This window comes from Deltaproteobacteria bacterium (genome assembly GCA_022340465.1).
In the GTDB taxonomy this organism is placed as follows: Bacteria; Desulfobacterota; Desulfobacteria; order Desulfobacterales; family B30-G6; genus JAJDNW01.
Genome location: JAJDNW010000118.1, coordinates 29,367 through 47,716, shown reverse-complemented (window position 1 = coordinate 47,716; position 18,350 = coordinate 29,367). Strand labels below are relative to the sequence as shown.

The window sequence follows — 18,350 nt, the reverse complement described above, 5'->3', positions numbered from 1 at the left end:
ATGTGACGTATCGACATCCTGGTTTTTTGGGCCAGGCCAGAGATATTTGGCTGCTCCGGTAACAGGGGTAATAAAATTCCAGGCGCCAAATCCGACATCATAAACAAGGCAGCGCCGCGTTGATACGGCCCCGGGCCCTTCGCGGCCATCAACGACTGCAACAGGCTGAATTAATGTAAATAGGAGTTTGTAAATGACCGAATTTCAATATCAGGAAATGTTTCCGCTGGGAGAGGATGAAACCGAGTACCGCCTGGTCAGTAAGGACCATGTAACGACGGCTTCATTCGAATACCGCGAGGTCATAATGGTGGCCCCTCGGGCTCTGACCCTGCTTGCAGAAGAGGCCTTCAGAGACGTTTCCCACCTGTTGCGGCCCGCCCATCTGAAAAAAGTTGCCGCCATTTTCGACGACCCGGAAGCCTCGGCCAACGATCGCCTCGTGGCGCTTGAAATGCTTAAAAATGCCGTCATTGCCGCAAAAGGGGAATTCCCCATGTGTCAGGATACCGGGACGGCCATCATCATGGGCAAGAAAGGCCAGATGGTCTGGACTGGAGAGGAAGACGAGGCCGCCCTTGCCCAGGGGGTTTACAACGCCTATTTGAACAACAACCTCAGGTATTCCCAGAATGCTCCTTTGAGCATGTACGAGGAGAAGAACACCGGGTGCAACCTGCCGGCCCAGATCGAGTTGTACGCCACTAAAGGAGATGCGTACCATTTTCTTTTCATCGCCAAAGGGGGCGGGTCGGCCAACAAATCCTATCTGTTTCAGGAAACCAAAGCCTTGTTGAATCCCGACACCCTGCTGGCATTCATGCGTGAAAAGATGAAGATGCTGGGAACGGCCGCATGTCCGCCCTACCATCTGGCGTTTGTCGTCGGGGGAACCTCGGCGGAGTTTAACCTCAAGACCGTCAAATTGGCTTCCGCCGGATACCTGGACACGCTGCCCACCTCGGGCAGCCCGGCCGGGCATGCCTTCAGGGATGTCGAGCTCGAAGCGACGGTCCTGAAACTATCGCAGGAACTGGGTATCGGTGCTCAGTTCGGGGGCAAATACTTCGCCCTTGACGTGCGCGTCATCCGGCTGCCGCGTCATGGGGCCTCCTGTCCCGTGGGCGTCGGCGTCAGCTGCAGCGCGGACCGCAACATCAAAGCCAAGATCACGCGCGAGGGTGTTTTCCTCGAAAAGTTGGAAACAAACCCGGCACGCTTTCTTCCCGACATCGAGGTCGGCGGCGAAAAGGCGGTTTCCATCGACCTCGACCGGCCCATGGAGGAGATCCGCGCAACCCTGTCCAAATATCCGGTGACGACCCCCCTGCTGTTGACCGGTAAAATCGTCGTTGCCAGGGATATCGCCCACGCCAAGCTCAAGGAGCGTCTGGACCGGGGGGAGGGGCTGCCCGATTACTTTAAAAATCATATCATTTATTACGCGGGTCCGGCGAAAACACCCGAGGGCTACCCTTCGGGCTCCTTCGGCCCCACGACGGCGGCCCGCATGGACCCCTATGTCCCCATTTTCCAGGAGCAGGGGGGATCGCTGGTGATGCTGGCCAAGGGCAATCGCTCCCGGATGGTATCCGATGCATGCAAAAAATATGGCGGATTTTACCTGGGGTCCATCGGCGGCCCCGCGGCACGGCTGGGTAAGGAATGCATAACCGGGGTGGAGGTTCTCGAGTATGCCGAGCTCGGCATGGAAGCCATTTTCGCCATCACGGTCAAGGATTTTCCCGCATTTATTCTGGTGGACGACAAGGGCAACGATTTCTTCGAAACCCTGCTCGAATAATTTTCGGGTCTATAACCCAAAACAAGGCACAACGCTTGCCGAGGAATACCACCGCCCCGGCCGGCTTTTACCTTGTTATTGGTTATAGGTCCGATCATTTTTGTTGCACAGAAATTATCAAACGCGGTTTTGCCGCTAGTAGACTGAAAGCTAAACTGCTTTACAAATACGGATGATTGTTATATTCTGAACTCTTTTTTGATGAAGCTGTAATCGTGTGCAAACAATTGGTATGAAAAAAGAGTTTGTCACCCCAAAACAATAAAATATTCTGGATGCCCGGTGCGGGCTCAGTGCGTTGTGAAAATGACAACGGACATGGGAAGCAGCCGCTGCAAGTCACATGATTCGCACGTCAAGGGCATCTGGAAATGAAGTTACCTATGGTAAGGAGATAAATTATGGCAAAAAAAATGAAAACCATTGACGGGAATACCGCTGCCGCGCACGTGGCTTACGCCATGAGTGACGCCGCCGCCATCTATCCCATTACGCCTTCATCGCCCATGGGGGAGCTTTGTGACGAGTGGGCCGCCAACGGGCTGAAGAACATCTTCGGCCAGACCATGAGCGTTCGCCAGCTGCAGTCGGAAGCCGGTGCCGCCGCCGCGGTTCATGGGGCGCTGGCAGCCGGTGCACTGACGACGACGTTCACCGCCTCCCAGGGGCTGCTGCTGATGATTCCCAACATGTATAAAATATCCGGGGAGGTGCTCCCCGGGGTATTTCACGTGACCGCCAGGTCCCTGGCCGGTCACGCGCTTTCCATTTTCGGCGACCACCAGGATGTCATGGCCGTGCGGCAAACGGGATTCGCCCTGCTGGCGTCGGCCTCGGTTCAGGAAATTCTCGATCTGGGGCTGGTATCGCATCTTTCCGCCATCGAGGGCAGCGTACCTTTTGTCCACTTTTTCGATGGGTTCCGAACGTCACACGAAATACAGAAAGTGGAACTGATCGACTACGAGGACATGCAAAGCCTGGTCAACATGGATGCCGTGGCCGCCTTCAGGGCGCGCGGCGCCAATCCTGAAAGGCCGGAACTGAGGGGTACGGCCCAGAATCCGGACATCTATTTCCAGGCCATCGAGGCCGCCAATCCCTATTACCTGAAGATCGCCGGCATCGTCGAAGACTACATGCAGAAGGTCGCTGCGCTTACCGGCAGGAAGTACGGCCTTTTCGATTATGTGGGGGATCCCGAAGCGGAGCGGGTGATCATCTCCATGGGTTCTTCCTGTGAAACCATCGAGGAAGTGGTCAACTACCTCGTGGAACGCGGTGAGAAGGTCGGTCTGGTCAAGGTGCGCCTGTACCGCCCCTTCTCCGCCGAGCACATGTTCGCAGCCATACCGGAATCCGCCGGCCGCATAGCGGTACTGGACAGGACCAAGGAAAAGGGCGCTGTGGGCGACCCGCTGTATGTGGATGTGTGCACGGCATTTGTCCAGCGCGGCGGCGACATTCCCACGATCGTCAACGGCCGCTACGGGTTAAGCTCCAAGGAGTTCAACCCCAGCATGGTGAAGGCCGTCTTCGACAACCTGAAGGCCGAAACCCCAAAAAATCACTTCACTGTCGGCATCGTCGACGACGTCACCCATACGTCTCTCGAGGTGGAAGAGGGGTTCGATGTGGCGCCTGAGGGAACCGTCCAGTGCAAATTCTGGGGACTTGGCGCCGATGGAACGGTGGGGGCCAACAAAAGCGCCATCAAAATTATCGGCGACAACACCGACATGTTTGCTCAGGCTTATTTTGCCTACGATTCCAAGAAGTCGGGCGGTGTGACCATGTCCCATCTCCGTTTCGGAAAGACACCCATCCAGTCCACCTACCTCATCGACGCGGCCGACTACATTGCCTGCCACAAGTCGAACTACGTGGACATCTATGACGTCCTGGAGGGGATCAAAGAGGGCGGGACCTTCGTGCTGAACTCCAACTGGAGCTTGGCGGACATGGAAACCAAGCTGCCGGCGGAGATGCGTCGGACCATCGCCGCGAAGAAGCTCAAATTCTATAATATCGACGCGGTGAAAATCGCCGCCGATATCGGTCTGGGCGGACGCATCAACATGATCATGCAGACGGCTTTTTTCAAGCTGGCCAACGTGATTCCCGTGGATGACGCCATCGCCTACCTCAAGGATCAGATCAAGGCCATGTTTGGTAAAAAGGGCGACAAGATCGTCAATATGAACAATGCCGCAGTAGACAACACCCTGGAAAACCTGGAAAGAATCGACTACCCCTCGGCATGGGCCGATGCAGGTATAAGCGCGGATGCGGAGGCCGACGATCCGGATTTTGTGAAAAACGTCATGCGCCCCATGCTGGCCCAGCAGGGCGACAAGCTGCCGGTGAGCGCCTTCAGACCGGATGGCATTTTCCCCGTTGCCACGACGCAGTATGAAAAACGCGGTGTGGCCATCAACACTCCCGAATGGATTATCGACAACTGCATACAGTGCAACCAGTGTGCCATGATATGCCCGCACGCCGCCATCCGGCCGCATCTCATAACCGATGAGGAACTGGCCGAGGCGCCGGAGGGATTCGCCGCCAAGAAAGCGGTGGGCAAGGACCTCAAGGGGTATCACTTCCGCATACAGGTCAACACCCTGGACTGTCTGGGGTGCGGCAACTGTGCGGACATCTGTCCGGCCAAGAAGCCGGCCCTGGTCATGCGTCCGCTGGAAACACAGACCGCCGTGCAGGTGCCCAACCACCGGTACGCGGTTACGCTGCCGATCAGGGACGACCTGGTCGGGAGAACGTCTGTCAAGGGCAGCCAGTTTCAGCAACCGCTTCTGGAGTTCTCGGGTGCCTGTGCGGGTTGCGGGGAAACCCCTTACGCAAAACTGGTGACACAGCTGTTCGGTGAACGCATGGTGATCGGCAATGCCACCGGTTGCTCCTCGATCTGGGGCGGGTCGGCGCCTTCGATTCCCTACTGCGTCAACAAGGACGGGTTCGGACCGACATGGGGCAACTCCCTTTTCGAGGACCCCGCAGAGTTTACCTACGGCATGTTTCTGGGAGCGTTGCAGCAGCGTCAGAAGCTGGCCGAACTGGCCGGAGAGGCGCTCAGGTACGACGTCCCGGGTGAGGTGAAAGAAGCGCTCCAGGGCTGGCTGGACAATGCCAGGGACCCCGTCGCTTCCAGGACCTACGGCGACCGGCTCAAAGCCCTTCTTCCGGCCCACGGGGACATTCCCCTGCTGAAGGAGATTGCCGCCAAGTCGGCGCTGTTTACGAAAAAATCCTACTGGGTCTTTGCGGGCGACGGATCGGCGTATGACATATCCTTCGGCGGTATCGACCATGTCCTGGCGTCGGGGGAAGACATCAACGTCATCGTTTTTGACACCGAAGTCTATTCAAACACGGGCGGTCAGTCTTCGAAGGCGACGCCCACCGGTTCGGTGGCCAAATTTGCCGCCTCCGGCAAGAAAACCGGCAAAAAGGACATGGGCGCCATGTTCATGTCTTACGGGTACGTCTATGTGGCCAATGTATCCATGGGCGCCAACAAGCAGCAGCTGATGAAGGCCCTGACGGAAGCCGAGTCGTATGACGGGCCGTCGCTGATCATGTGCTATGCCCCCTGTATCAACCACGGCATCATGAAGGGCATGGGCAAGACGCAGGAGGAGATGAAGCTCGCGGTGCAGAGCGGATACTGGCCCCTTTATCGCTACAATCCGGAACTTAAAAAAGAGGGTAAAAACCCGTTCATTCTCGATTCCAAGGATCCGGACGGAACGTTTCAGGCGTTTCTGGATGGCGAGGTGCGGTATGCCTCCCTCAAGAAGACCTTCCCGGAGGAGTCGAAGAGACTTTCCAAGCGTCTGGAGGAGGAATACATGCAACGCTTTGCGGCCATGAAGCGCCTGGCAGCCACAGCTCCTAATGAGGAGTCAGTTGAAAAAGAAGCATAACCGTCTTATGACGGCATAAAGAAAATAGATGGTAACAACATAAACCCCGCCGGACGGTTCCTGCGGGGTTTATGTTTCTACATACGTGACAACCGGTATTGTGTTCGATGCCGAATGTTGGACGTTTGATGTTTAACTATGTTACCATAAACCCTGGAGCTAAATCATTGCTGTATGACGGCTTTGCCGTGGCAGAGATGACATGGAAATAGAGAACCAAAATAAACCCGGCAGCGCTGCGTTTCGGAACTCCTGCATTCGCTGCGGGACCTGCTGCGAAAAAGGGGGGCCCTGCCTGCATTTGGAGGACCGGCAGCTGGTCGACGAGGGCTTGATCCACACCCGTTGCCTCTACACCATTCGGCGGGGCGAAATGGTGCACGACAACGTGCGCAATGTGGTGATGCCCAGCCCCGAAGAGATGATTAAAATCAAAGGGATGGAGTCGTCGTGGCAGTGCACCTTTTTTAACGCGGCGGAAAGCGCCTGCGGGATCTACCGGCACCGCCCCATGGAGTGCCGGGTACTGAAATGCTGGGATCCTTCGGGTATCGAGGCCGTGTATGACCGGGACAGGCTCAAGCGCCAAGACCTACTGGCGGACATTGCGGGGCTGTGGGATCTGGTCCAGGAGCATGAACGGCAATGCAGCTATCCCAAGCTGAAATTGATCCTGAATGATATGGACAGGAACCGGGACACCGGTTTTCAACGCACGGCCGTTGCATCGACGGTCACCATGGTCCGCTACGATCGGGAAGTCAGAGATTTAGTGGTTTCAAAGGGGGGCGTGGAGCCCGGCATGACCGATTTCCTGTTCGGACGGCCGCTTTCAAAGACCATCGAAGTGTTCGGCTACAAGGTCAGAGAAAAAGACGGCAAGGGTGCACTGGTAAGAATTTAATCCATTGGGAAATCCTGTAATTATTTTAGAACAAGACCAACAAATCAATACTTGAAACCCTTTTAAAGCACATTGTGATTTAGCTTAAAAACTTAACCAAGAGGCATTCTCCAAATTTGCCGTAGTCTTTATCGACACTGGTCCCCGCAACATTGATATTTCCGTTTCCAATCTTTAAAAAAGCATGAGGAATATTTTAACTGAAATTATTATAAAGCATGATGGTGTTAGTCTGGTATTGAAAGATTGAGCCAAATTGATTTGAAATGAACCGCTGTTTACGGTTTGACCATTCAAGCAAAATTCCATATCATTTAAGCCATTGCTGATTATCAATTCAAGATCCGCTTTTCCTCAAATTTTAGAGGTGACATCGATGATATCGATTTCAGGATATCAAATTGAACAGGAGTTATTCAGGAACGCACGTTGGGTCTATTACCGGGCCACAAACAACGACACCAATGAGGATGTCATTGTCAAATCCCATCTGTCGAACAATCCAGTCCTTAAGGAGCTGTCACAACTGGATCATGAGTATAATGTACTAAAGGGATTGAAAATTCCCGGCGTTTTACAACCAGTGGACAAAGTTGAGTTTACCAGCGGCATTGCGCTGATTTTCGAAGTGATCAATGCGGTTCCTCTCGATGAATTATTAAGAAAAGAGCGGTTGAACGTGGCCGAGGCACTTCAAATAGCCTTGTCGCTGGTTGCAGTTATTGAAAATTTGCACCGGCACAACATCATCCACAAGGATATTCAGCCGGAGAACATTTTCATCGGGCCGGATAAAAAGGAGGCTTGGGTCGGAGATTGCAGTGTATGCTCGCTTCTGCCTAAAGAGGCGCCGAATATCCAGAGTTTTAGCTCCATAGATGGGAATCTGGCCTATATTTCACCGGAGCAGACCGGTCGGATGAATCGACCGGTGGATTATCGGACCGATTATTATGCTCTGGGTGCTACCTTGTACGAAATGCTGACTGGAACCGTACCCTTCAAGCTGGAGGATCCACTCGAATTGGTTCACAGCCACCTGGCAAAACAACCACTACCCCCCAATCAGATCGACCGAAAAATTCCCAACGTGGTGTCTGAAATCGTTCTCAAGCTCTTGTCCAAAAACGCGGAGGAAAGATACCAGAGCGCAGCCGGCATGCGCCTCGATTTAGAAAACTGCATCCGACAACTGAACGACACCGGATTTGCAGAGCGGTTCACGCTGGGAGAAAATGACCGGCCTGAGAAATTTCAGATATCCCAGAAACTCTACGGTCGCGACAGTGAACTCGAAATACTGTTGCGCTGTTTCAACGGCGTTACACAGGGGGCGTTTGAATTTCTGACTGTCGCAGGATATGCGGGTATCGGTAAAACATCACTGGTGCGGGAATTGTATAAACCGGTTACCCGTGAAAAAGGCTATTTCATTACCGGAAAATTCGACGAGTTTCATAAAAATATTCCATACAGCGCCCTGGTGTCCGCGTTTCAGGAATTGATCGGTCAGATATTGACCGAAAACGATGACCGACTGGAGCAATGGCAAACACGCATTCATGATGCTCTGGGTGATGACAGCAGGGTGATAACCGAAATCATACCGGATGTGGAAAAGCTAATCGGGCTACAGGCATCTATCAAACCATTGGGCGGTGATGAGACTCAGCGACGGTTCAACAGGATATTCCTTAAATTTATAAACGTTTTCTGCTCGGCAAACCATCCGCTGGTAATTTTTCTTGACGATCTCCAATGGATCGATCCGGCCAGCCTTGAATTGATAGATCTGATGATGAATAGTGGAAAGCTTCAATACCTGCTCCTGATAGGTGCGTACAGGGATAACGAGGTGACTAATGTTCATCCATTGATGATGGTCCTTACGACCTATGGCGATAAAAAAAATGTCTATCACAATATATCCCTTTCGCCTCTTCAACGGCATTCGGTTTCCGAAATGATCGCCGACTCCATGAAGAGCAACCCGAAAACAATCCAACCCCTGGCGAATACAGTTTTCACCAAGACGCATGGAAATCCATTTTTTGTTAACCAGTTTCTCACCATGTTGCATCAGAAGAAAATTATCCGTAAGCATGGCGGTGGGAAATCCTGGGAGTGGGATTCCGCAAAGATAGGATCGTTGGATATTACTGACAATGTCATCGACTTGCTTATATATCGCCTGAGACATCTACCGCCGGAAAGCCAGAATGCACTCTGTATGGCAGCATGTATCGGATTTAAATTCGACTTGAAGACATTGAGCCTGATCACCGGGGGGTTCCCCCATCAAACCAATACAAAACTAAAACCAGCCATACAACAGGAGATGATTGTTTCCACGACAGTTGACAATGGCTCCATTTATTTGCCGGTGTACGATTCACAGAAAAACACATGGTTTCGATTTCAACATGATCGTATTCAGCAGGCTGCCTACAGCTTGGTGAACACGACAGAAAAGAAATCAATCCATTTGGCCATCGGAAAAATACTTTTAGAGAGTATGCCAGTTGAACGAATTGAGGAGGAGGTATTTGATATCCTCAGCCATTTGAATTTCGCGCCTGAAAACATAGAAAAATTTGATGAACGTATGCAGTTGGCTGAGTTGAATTTGACAGCGGGATTGAAAGCGATTTTAACGGCGGCATTCGAGCCGGCATACAGGTATTTAAAAATGGGGTTGGATCTATTGCCGGATGGGGCCTGGAATGATCAGTATGATCTGTCGTTAAAGCTGCACAAGGCATGTATCGAAGCTGCACGCCTGACAGGCAGGTTTGCTGAAGTAGAGGACTTATTCAGAGTGGTATGCAGAAAGTCTGTTGCCCCTTTGGACACTGCTGGTGCGTACAGAAGTAGAATCCGGGCATTCATGATGCAGAATATGTTAAGTGATGCTTACAACACCGCCCATGAAATATTAAATACGCTAGGAGAAGAACTGCCAGGGGCACCGTCCAAAGAAGAAATTGCCACGGTTATCGAGGAAACCACATCCCTTTTGGGCGAAAGACCTGTGGAAGAATTGCTTGTTCTGCCGCGAATGAACAACCCGACGAAACTCATGGCCATGGATATCATGTCCGAGGTGGTATCTGCTGTGTTCATAGGTGTACCTAGCCTTTTCCCGCACTTAATCTGCAAACAGGTCAGGTTGTCCTATATTTACGGAAACACAGCCGCTTCTGCATTTGCTTATGCTGCTATGGGCGCTATACTTTGCAGGCTTTTTAATGATATTGAAAAGGGATACCGCTTCGGAAAGCTGGCTGTATCCCTGATCCGACAGCTCGACGCGGAGGAGGCTAAAGCAAAAGTCCTGCATGCCATCAGTGGATATATCAATCACTGGAAAGAGCCCATCGAAAAGACCATGGAAATGGCCATGGATGGTTACCGGGTGGCCATGAAAACGGGTGACTTTGAATTTGCTGGGTATAATGCTTACAGCTTCAACAAGCATGCATTGGTTTCAGGGTTCAGCCTCGAAAAAACTGAAAAAAATATGACCCAGTTCAGTGCCGCAATAAAGCACTACAAACAGGAAACTCCATTTCGCTTCAACGCAATATTTCATCAAACCGCATTGAACCTCATGGGCAAAAGTGATGATCCTGTGGTCCTATCGGGAGCGGCTTACGACGAGCACAACATGCTGTCGATCCACGAAGAAGCAAACGATCGTTTGGCGATCATTTACTTTCGGTTTTGCAAACTGATGTTGTGTACTTATTTTGGCCGCTTTCCGGAAGGGATTCATCACGCTGATCTGCTGGAGTGTGAGCTCGATGGTCTGCCGGGTGGCCCAATGGCCTATTCTCTTTTCTATTATTTCGATGCATTAGTCCGTATGGCCTTATTTGATAATTATACTGAACAGGAACAACAAGAATGCCTGGCCAAAATAATAGGTAATCAAAAAAAGATGAAGCTGTGGAGTAAGCATGCCCCCGAGAATTATGCCCAGAAATATCACCTGGTGGAGGGAGAGCTTTGTAGGATTCAAGGTCTTCAGGATCGGGCCATATATCATTACGATCAGGCAATTAGTCTGTCACAGAAGAGTGCGTATAAAAATGATGAGGCTCTGGCCTATGAACTGTCAGCCAAGTATTGGGTTTCATTGGGGAGACAGCAATTCGCCAAACCATTTATCAGAAATGCTTATAAGTGCTACGTGCGCTGGGGGGCACTTTCAAAAACAAATCAGCTACATGAATCTTTTCCTGCATATCTGGGAGATAACGATGTTGGCGAATACGGGCATCCAAAATCTAGTGGCCCATCGGATCCTTTCATAGAAGATCCAAAAACTTCAGGGCTTGACATGGCAACGATTATCAAAGCTACACGGGCCATATCAAGCGAGTTGGTTTTAGACAACCTTCTTGTCGCTTTAATGAGGCACTGCATTGAAAATGCGGGTGCTGAAAACGGGACGCTGCTTTTGATGGAAGGGGGAGAGCCTAAAATAGCGGTGCAAGGCGACGTTGAAGGGACCGAACGATTATTCAATCCATTTATCGCTCTGGATCAAGGACAACGCATATCCAAGGCTATTGTCAACTACACTGTACGCTCCACGAAGCCTGTAGTTCTGAATAACGCTTGCAAGCGGGGAATGTTCACGCAGGATTCCTATATTACCGGGAGAAAGGTGCGTTCGGTGCTTTGTTTCCCGATTCTTTACAAAGCACAACTGACAGGGCTCCTATACCTTGAAAACACGCTCTTGGAAGGCGTTTTTTCTGCTGATCGCATTGAAGTAATCAAGATTTTGTCATCTCAAATGAGTATTTCCATTGAAAATGCAAAATATTACGAAGATCGTAAGAATGCTGAGGAAGAATACCGGGGAATATTTGAGAATGCTGTGGAAGGGATCTACCGTACAACACCGGAAGGAAAGTTTGTCGATGTGAACCCGGCAGCTGCAAAAATCTTCGGCTATGAAACGCCGGACGAGATTATCAACAACGTAAAGAATATCGAGACACAGATCTACGTGAATCCAGAAGACCGCAGGGAATTTGTATCCTTGTTAGACAAATCAGAATTTGTAAAGGATTTTGAAGCTCCTTTTTATAAAAAGGACGGTGAAATCGTATGGGTTTCCTTGAATGCACGTAAAATTGTCGATGAAAAAGGTCATCTCAAATTTATTGAAGGTTTTATCAAGGATGTTACCATCCGTAAGCAAACAACCGATATTCTGATCGAACAGGATGAACAGTTGCGCCGGGAGAATATACTGTTGCGATCGAAAATAAAGGATCGATATAAATTCGGCCGGCTTGTGGGGAAATCGCCTTTGATGCAGGTGGTCTATGAGCTGATTGTCAAAGCGGCTGCAACAGATGAAAATGTGATTATTTATGGAGAATCGGGTACTGGTAAGGAGCTCGTCGCCAAAGCCATTCATGAAATGAGTAGTCGCGCCGATAAACCTTTCCTGACCGTAAATTGCGGCGCTATTCCCGAAAACTTGCTTGAAAGCGAGTTTTTCGGATATAAAAAGGGGGCCTTTACCGGTGCAGGGGCGGATAAAAAAGGCTACCTGGACACAGTCGACAAAGGTACCTTGTTTTTAGATGAGCTTGGTGAGATTGATCCGCTGATGCAGGTAAAGCTCTTGAGGGTTCTAGACGGAGGCGGATTTAAACCTGTGGGAGGCATGACATCGCTACATCCGGACATTCGCATTATCGCTGCAACCAACAGGAATTTGAAAGAAGCCATCAGGGAAGGACGCATGAGAGAGGATTTTTTTTACCGCATACATGTGATCCCCATTCAAATGCCGCCTTTAAGAGAACGCAAAGAGGATATTCTCCTGCTCCTAGAGCATTTTTTAAAACTGAAATACCCGGATGAGCTATTTCCAAGAATTCCAGGCAATGTTCTGGATGCGATGCTGGCTTATGACTGGCCGGGCAATGTCCGTGAATTTCAAAACACCCTGTATCGATATACCACCCTGAATCAACTTGATTTTTTATCCTCCCAAGAGCGAGAGCACAAGCCATTTAGGACTATGGGGGTAGCCCACGAACCGATTGTTCCTATTGTCGATGCACAGGGAACCTTGCGGGATGCGGTCTCTGCATTCGAGAAAGAATATATCTTGAGATTGTTGGAGGCACACAAATGGCAGAGGTCGAGGGTTGCCGAACAACTAGGCATCGATCGCAAAACGCTTTACCGGAAGATAGCACGCTACAACCTGTAGTGCCCCATTATGGGGCAAAATAGCCTCAGATTAATTTGATATTTAAATTCAATAAATTATATTTTATTTTACAAATATTGGGGCTTTTATGCCCCAAATAATTTGTCCTATCCCAACTCACTTTTATTTGTAATTTGTTGTTATTATTAGTGACTTTTTTGCTCACTGGATCCTGGCACACCTTTTGCTCTAATTTCATATGTTCTTTCTTTGGCCAATCGGCTGTTGGCTGCTTAGCATGTGAAAATTAATCAAGCGTGACGATATCTATTAAGCAATTTATAGTAATCATCGAAATATGTGACAATGATAAGCCTGAGGCTTGCTCTCAAACGGGCCTTGATTTGGCTGACTTCAACTCAGCGAATATCTGCATTCCTCCAGGGATATTACCGTGATCAAAGCTGTGATCAACTATTCAACCTATCACTTCAAAGAATTAACTGCTAAATCGAAGACATTCATCGTGATCGTTGGAAAAACCATCTAACAAAAAGGAGAACATCATGAAAACGAAAGCCGCTGTAACGAGAGATTGGGGAGAGCCCATGACCATCGAAGAACTGGAACTTGAAGATCCCAAAGCCGGAGAAGTGCTGGTCAAAGTCGCCCACACCGGGTTTTGTCATTCCGATTTGAGCGCCTGGAAGGGCATTTACGGCCTGGACGTGCTGCCGCTGGTGCTGGGGCATGAAACCGCCGGGGTCGTTCAGGCGGTGGGCGAAGGCGTGACGAATTTAAAACCCGGCGACCACGTTGTTTCCTGCTGGCAGGCACCCTGTGGCACGTGCGAGAACTGCGTCAGCGGTAATACGCATATTTGCGATAACCTATTACCGAGCCTGGGAAGCGGCAAACTGCCGTCGGACGGCACTGCCAGATTTCGTACCAAGGATGGCGAAGTGGTCAACCACGCCCTGTACGTGTCCGGCTTCTCGGAGTACATCGTTTCACCGGCCGTCGCCTCCGTAAAGGTACCCGATGAACTGCCCATGGACCAGGCCTGTCTGCTGGGCTGCGCCGTGGGAACAGGCTGGGGGGCGGTGCACCGCTCAGCCGGCGTCCAGGCCGGTGAATCCGTTGCCGTGTGGGGCATGGGGGGAATCGGCTTGAATATAATTCAGGGAGCCCGGCTGGCCGGCGCCGATCCCATCATCGCCGTGGACTTGGAAGGCTCCAAAGAGGAGATTGCCAGGAAAATGGGGGCCACCCACTTCATCAACAGCAGCGAACAGGACCCGGTGCCCATCATCCGCGAAGAACTGACCGGCGGTCTAGGAGTTCATTGGGTTTTCGAGGCCATCGGCGATCCGGGCGCCTATCTGCAGTCATTTTTCGTCTTGAAAAACGGTGGTAAAATGATGGCGGTCGGCATCCCTTCCTGCGAAGATATGGTGATGCTCCCATTTTATGCCATTCCCTTCCAGGGAAACCAAATCATAGGGGTTTTGTACGGAAATCTGCGGCACCAGATTGACATTCCGCGCTTGGCCAATATGGTTTTAAAAGGTCAAATCAACCTCAAAGACATGATTACCAAACATCTGAGCCTGGACCAGGTAAACGACGTCATCAATGCCATGGAAAACCGCGAGATTGTCGGACGCTGGGTCTTTGATTTTTAACCTGAAACCGTCAGGAGACTATTATGTTTGGATTTATGGGAAAGTTGCTACGGGTTGACCTGACCGCGGGAACCCTCTCCGAGGAAAATCTTCCCGAGGACGTGGCCCGCAAGTATCTTGGCGGCGCAGGTATTGCCACGCGCTACCTGTATGACGAGGTTCCCAAAGGGGCGGATCCTCTAGGCCCGGAAAACAAGCTCATCTTTTTCACCGGACCACTCACCGGGACCACCTCCCCCAGTTCCAGCCGCTATTCCGTGGTTACCAAGTCACCGCTTACCGGCATCTGGGGACAGTCCAACTCGGGGGGCAGCTTCGGGCCGGCGCTCAAGCGCAGCGGTTTCGACGGCATCATCTTCGAGGGAACATCCCCCCGGCCAGTCTATCTGAAGATCGCCGACGGCCAGCCTGAACTGTGCGATGCAGCGCATTTGTGGGGAAAGATGGTACCGGAAACGGAGGACAGCCTGAAAGAAGATCTGGGCAAGGGTTTCACGGTGGCCTGCATCGGCCCCGCCGGGGAAAACCTGGTCAAGTTCGCTTCCATCATGAACAACAAGCACCGTGCCGCCGGTCGCTGCGGCGTCGGGGCTGTCATGGGCGCAAAAAAGGTGAAGGCCGTTGCGGTTTCCGGCAAGGCTTTGTCTGAGCTGGCCAACAAGGAGGCTTTCAAGGAAACGGCTAAAAAGCAGTTCGAACTAATCAACGAGTCTTTGTTGAAGATCGGCTTCGAGACCTTCGGCACGGCCATGGTGGCCGACATGGTCAACGTCAAGGGCGGTTACCCCACGCGCAACTGGCAGCAGGGGGAATTCGAAGGCATTGAACACGTCAACGCTCAGGCCATTGCCGAAAAAGTCCTGACGTCCCGGGTGAACTGTTTCGCCTGCCCCATTGCCTGCGGCAGGGGCTCCGAAATTCAGGAGGGCCCCTACAAGGGCCACAAGGGGGAGGGACCCGAATACGAGACCTCCAACACCCTGGGGGCCCAGTGCGATGTGGCCGACATCAACACCATCACCATGGCCAACTACCTCTGCAACGAGTACGGCCTGGACACCATCTCTGCCGGATCGACCATTGCGTTTGCTATGGAGTGCTTCGAGAAAGGCTTCCTGACAACGGCGGACACCGGCGGGCTCGAGATCAATTTCGGGGATGGCGAGTTGGTGGTCAAATTGGTAGAGATGATCGCCAAAAGAGAAGGGATCGGGGATCTGTTGGCCGAAGGCAGCCGCCTGGTAGCCCAAAAAGTCGGCCAGGGATCCGAGCGGTTCGCCATGAACGTCAAGGGGCTGGAGCTACCGGCCTACGATCCAAGGGCTGCCAAGATCGTCGGGTTGAGCTATGTCACCGCCAATCGTGGTGGGGACCATGTTTCCGCGACCGTCATCGCACCCACCTTCATTGACAGTCCAATTCTGCTGGTGGAGGACAGCCACATTCAGGACCTGTTCCAGGTGGTTCCTGAGGAAGCCAAGATCGTCATGGACATGGAAAACGGGTGTACGGTTTTCGACTGCCTCGGCGGGTGCAAGTTCTTCGGTCTCCTGCTCTACGCCCAAGACTATGTCGATCTGATCGCCAATGCCACCGGCTGGGATTTCACGGAAGATGATTTCCGCAAAGGCGGGGAGCGGGTCTACAACCTGGTGCGCGCTTTTTGCGTGCGCGAAGGCATCGACCGGGAAAAGGATGCGCTGCCGGCGCGGCTGATGGAAGATCCTCTGCCGGGTGGTTCCGCCGAAGGGATGGTCCTCGAAAAAGCCGATCTGGAAAGGCTGAAGGATGCATACTACGGTTATCGCGGTTGGGATCTCGCCACGGGAAAGCCGACTCCTGAAAAACTGGCAGAACTGGGATTGGACGACCTCAAGACCGACCTCTGGGGATAATTCAGGGACGGGTGAGATGAATACCTAAGCTGGGCGATTGCCGAGATTGCCGCAGATACAAGGAAGATGATATTTTGCTATAGTGGGCTATGCGGGATGGCATCTGACGCCGTAGATGCGGTAAGATCGGCAATCTCGAAAGATTTCAATTTTTAAGAATACAGATGCGTACAATCAATTTAACACAATAAAATTATAACAATTTTTAAAATTTGAAGCGCTCACCTTAGGGGATATTAAGGAGATATTGTATGGGTTATGCAGATAAACCGTGGCTGAAAAGCTACAAACTAGGCCCCTACAAGTTGAAGGAGACCCTGGCTCCCTATCCGGAAGTTCCCATTTTCAAGGTGCTGGATGATGCCGCCGAAAAATACCCTGGAAAAACTGCTGTTCTTTTCGAAGAAAGACTGCTGAAATACAGGGACTTGAAAGATCATGCCGACCGTCTGGCAACGGCTTTGGCCGGTCTGGGGATCCACAAGGGAGATCGTGTCAATATTTTCATGGAAAACTGTTTTGAATATATCGTCAGCACCTGGGGTATCCAGAAGGCCGGCGGCGTCATCGTGCCCACCAGCACCCTGCGGCCGGACGACGGCATCGTGCACGAGGCCGGGAATTCGAACAGCAAGGCAATCATCTGCCAGGAAAAGGATTTCGAGCGGATTCTGGGCCTGAAGGAGGCCTGCGGCGTTGAGAACATCATCGTCACTTCCGACAAGGGGTATGATGTGGGACCGGTAGCCCAAAGCCTTCCTAAGGGGGTCTACGAATTCGGCAAGCTCATCGAGGAAAACGACCCCAACCCGCCGCAATTGGACATCGATCCCAAGGAAGATTTGTGCGAACTGCCTCATACCGGCGGGTCCACCGGGTTGCCCAAGGCGGTCATGATTACCCACTACGGCCGCTATTGCAACCTCATGCAGTTGATGCCCTGGATGCTGGGGCCCATGGCGCCGGGTATCGTGGGCAAGGCCTCGGTGCTCATCCCCCTGGCCTTGTTTCATGCTTTCGGGCATTACATCCACCAGGCGGCCGTATTCTGGGGGCTGCGGATTATTTTGCTGAAAGACCCCAGGGATACGGACAAGCTGGTCAAAACGATCAAGGAATACCGGCCCTTTATGATCCCATGTGTTCCCACCCAGCTCATGCGCCTGGCCCAGGCCAAGATCGGACGTTTGAACGCCATGGCCCTGAGCGGATCCGCGCCGCTGCCGGATGAAGTGCGCATGGCCGTGCAAAAGGAGATGGGCAATCCGGTGGGCGAGGCCTACGGGCTGACCGAAACCGGGCCGGGGACCCACGCCGACCTGTCCGGGTTCGGGCGCATCACAGGGTTCATGGCCAAGGAAAAAAAGGGTATCGGCGTGCCGCTTCCGGATACTGAATGCAAACTAGTCAGCCCGGAAACCGGTGAAGAGGTGCCCTTTGGTGAAGAGGGGGAAATCGTGGTGCGCGGTCCGCAGACCATGAAAGGCTACTGGCCCGATGCCGGCAGGGGCCTCACCGAGGACGGGTGGCTGCATACCGGTGATATCGGCTATATGGACAAAGACGGTTACTTTTTCATCAGCGACCGTATCAAGGACATGGTCAACGTGTCCGGCATGAAGGTTTACACTACAACGGTAGACGAGGTCCTCTTCAAACATCCGGGAGTCCTCATGGCAGCCGCTTTCGGTGTACCGGACCCGAAAAACCCGGGCAGCGAGAGGGTTATGGCGGTAATTCAGCTGAAGGAGGAGGATAAGGGCAAAGTCACTGAAGCGGACATCGTCAATTTCTGCAAGGAGAATCTGGCACCCTATGCCGTACCCAAGTACGTGGAATTCAGGGATGAATTGCCGATGACCGTGACCGAAAAACTTTTTAAGCGCCAATTGAGGGATGAGGCCATCGCCGCGTTTAAAAACAAATAAAGGCAT

General features: G+C 51.9%; 7 protein-coding genes. All 7 read left to right on the top strand.

The window, feature by feature from the left end:
- Positions 1-193: 193 nt before the first annotated feature.
- The 7 genes from LJE94_16495 to LJE94_16465 all read left to right on the top strand — a co-directional run bounded on the left by LJE94_16495 (position 194) and on the right by LJE94_16465 (position 18,344).
- Complete coding sequence (locus LJE94_16495; GenBank protein ID MCG6911703.1) at positions 194-1,804, top strand: fumarate hydratase; 1,611 nt, start codon at positions 194-196, stop codon at positions 1,802-1,804.
- Positions 1,805-2,205: 401 nt separating this feature from the next.
- On the top strand, positions 2,206-5,748 hold the full coding sequence (gene nifJ, locus LJE94_16490; protein ID MCG6911702.1) for a pyruvate:ferredoxin (flavodoxin) oxidoreductase: 3,543 nt from the start codon (positions 2,206-2,208) through the stop codon (positions 5,746-5,748).
- Positions 5,749-5,950: 202 nt separating this feature from the next.
- A complete protein-coding gene (locus tag LJE94_16485; GenBank protein ID MCG6911701.1) occupies positions 5,951-6,652 on the top strand; it encodes a YkgJ family cysteine cluster protein in 702 nt (233 codons plus the stop codon).
- Between the two features lie 376 nt (positions 6,653-7,028).
- Positions 7,029-12,896, top strand: coding sequence for a sigma 54-interacting transcriptional regulator (locus tag LJE94_16480; protein ID MCG6911700.1), 5,868 nt, complete (start codon positions 7,029-7,031; stop codon positions 12,894-12,896).
- Positions 12,897-13,402: 506 nt separating this feature from the next.
- Entirely contained in the window at positions 13,403-14,521 is a 1,119-nt protein-coding gene (locus LJE94_16475; GenBank protein ID MCG6911699.1) for a Zn-dependent alcohol dehydrogenase, read from the top strand.
- 23 nt (positions 14,522-14,544) lie between these two features.
- A complete protein-coding gene (locus tag LJE94_16470; protein ID MCG6911698.1) occupies positions 14,545-16,416 on the top strand; it encodes an aldehyde ferredoxin oxidoreductase family protein in 1,872 nt (623 codons plus the stop codon).
- Positions 16,417-16,667: 251 nt separating this feature from the next.
- A complete protein-coding gene (locus LJE94_16465; protein MCG6911697.1) occupies positions 16,668-18,344 on the top strand; it encodes an AMP-binding protein in 1,677 nt (558 codons plus the stop codon).
- The last annotated feature ends 6 nt before the right edge of the window (positions 18,345-18,350 follow it).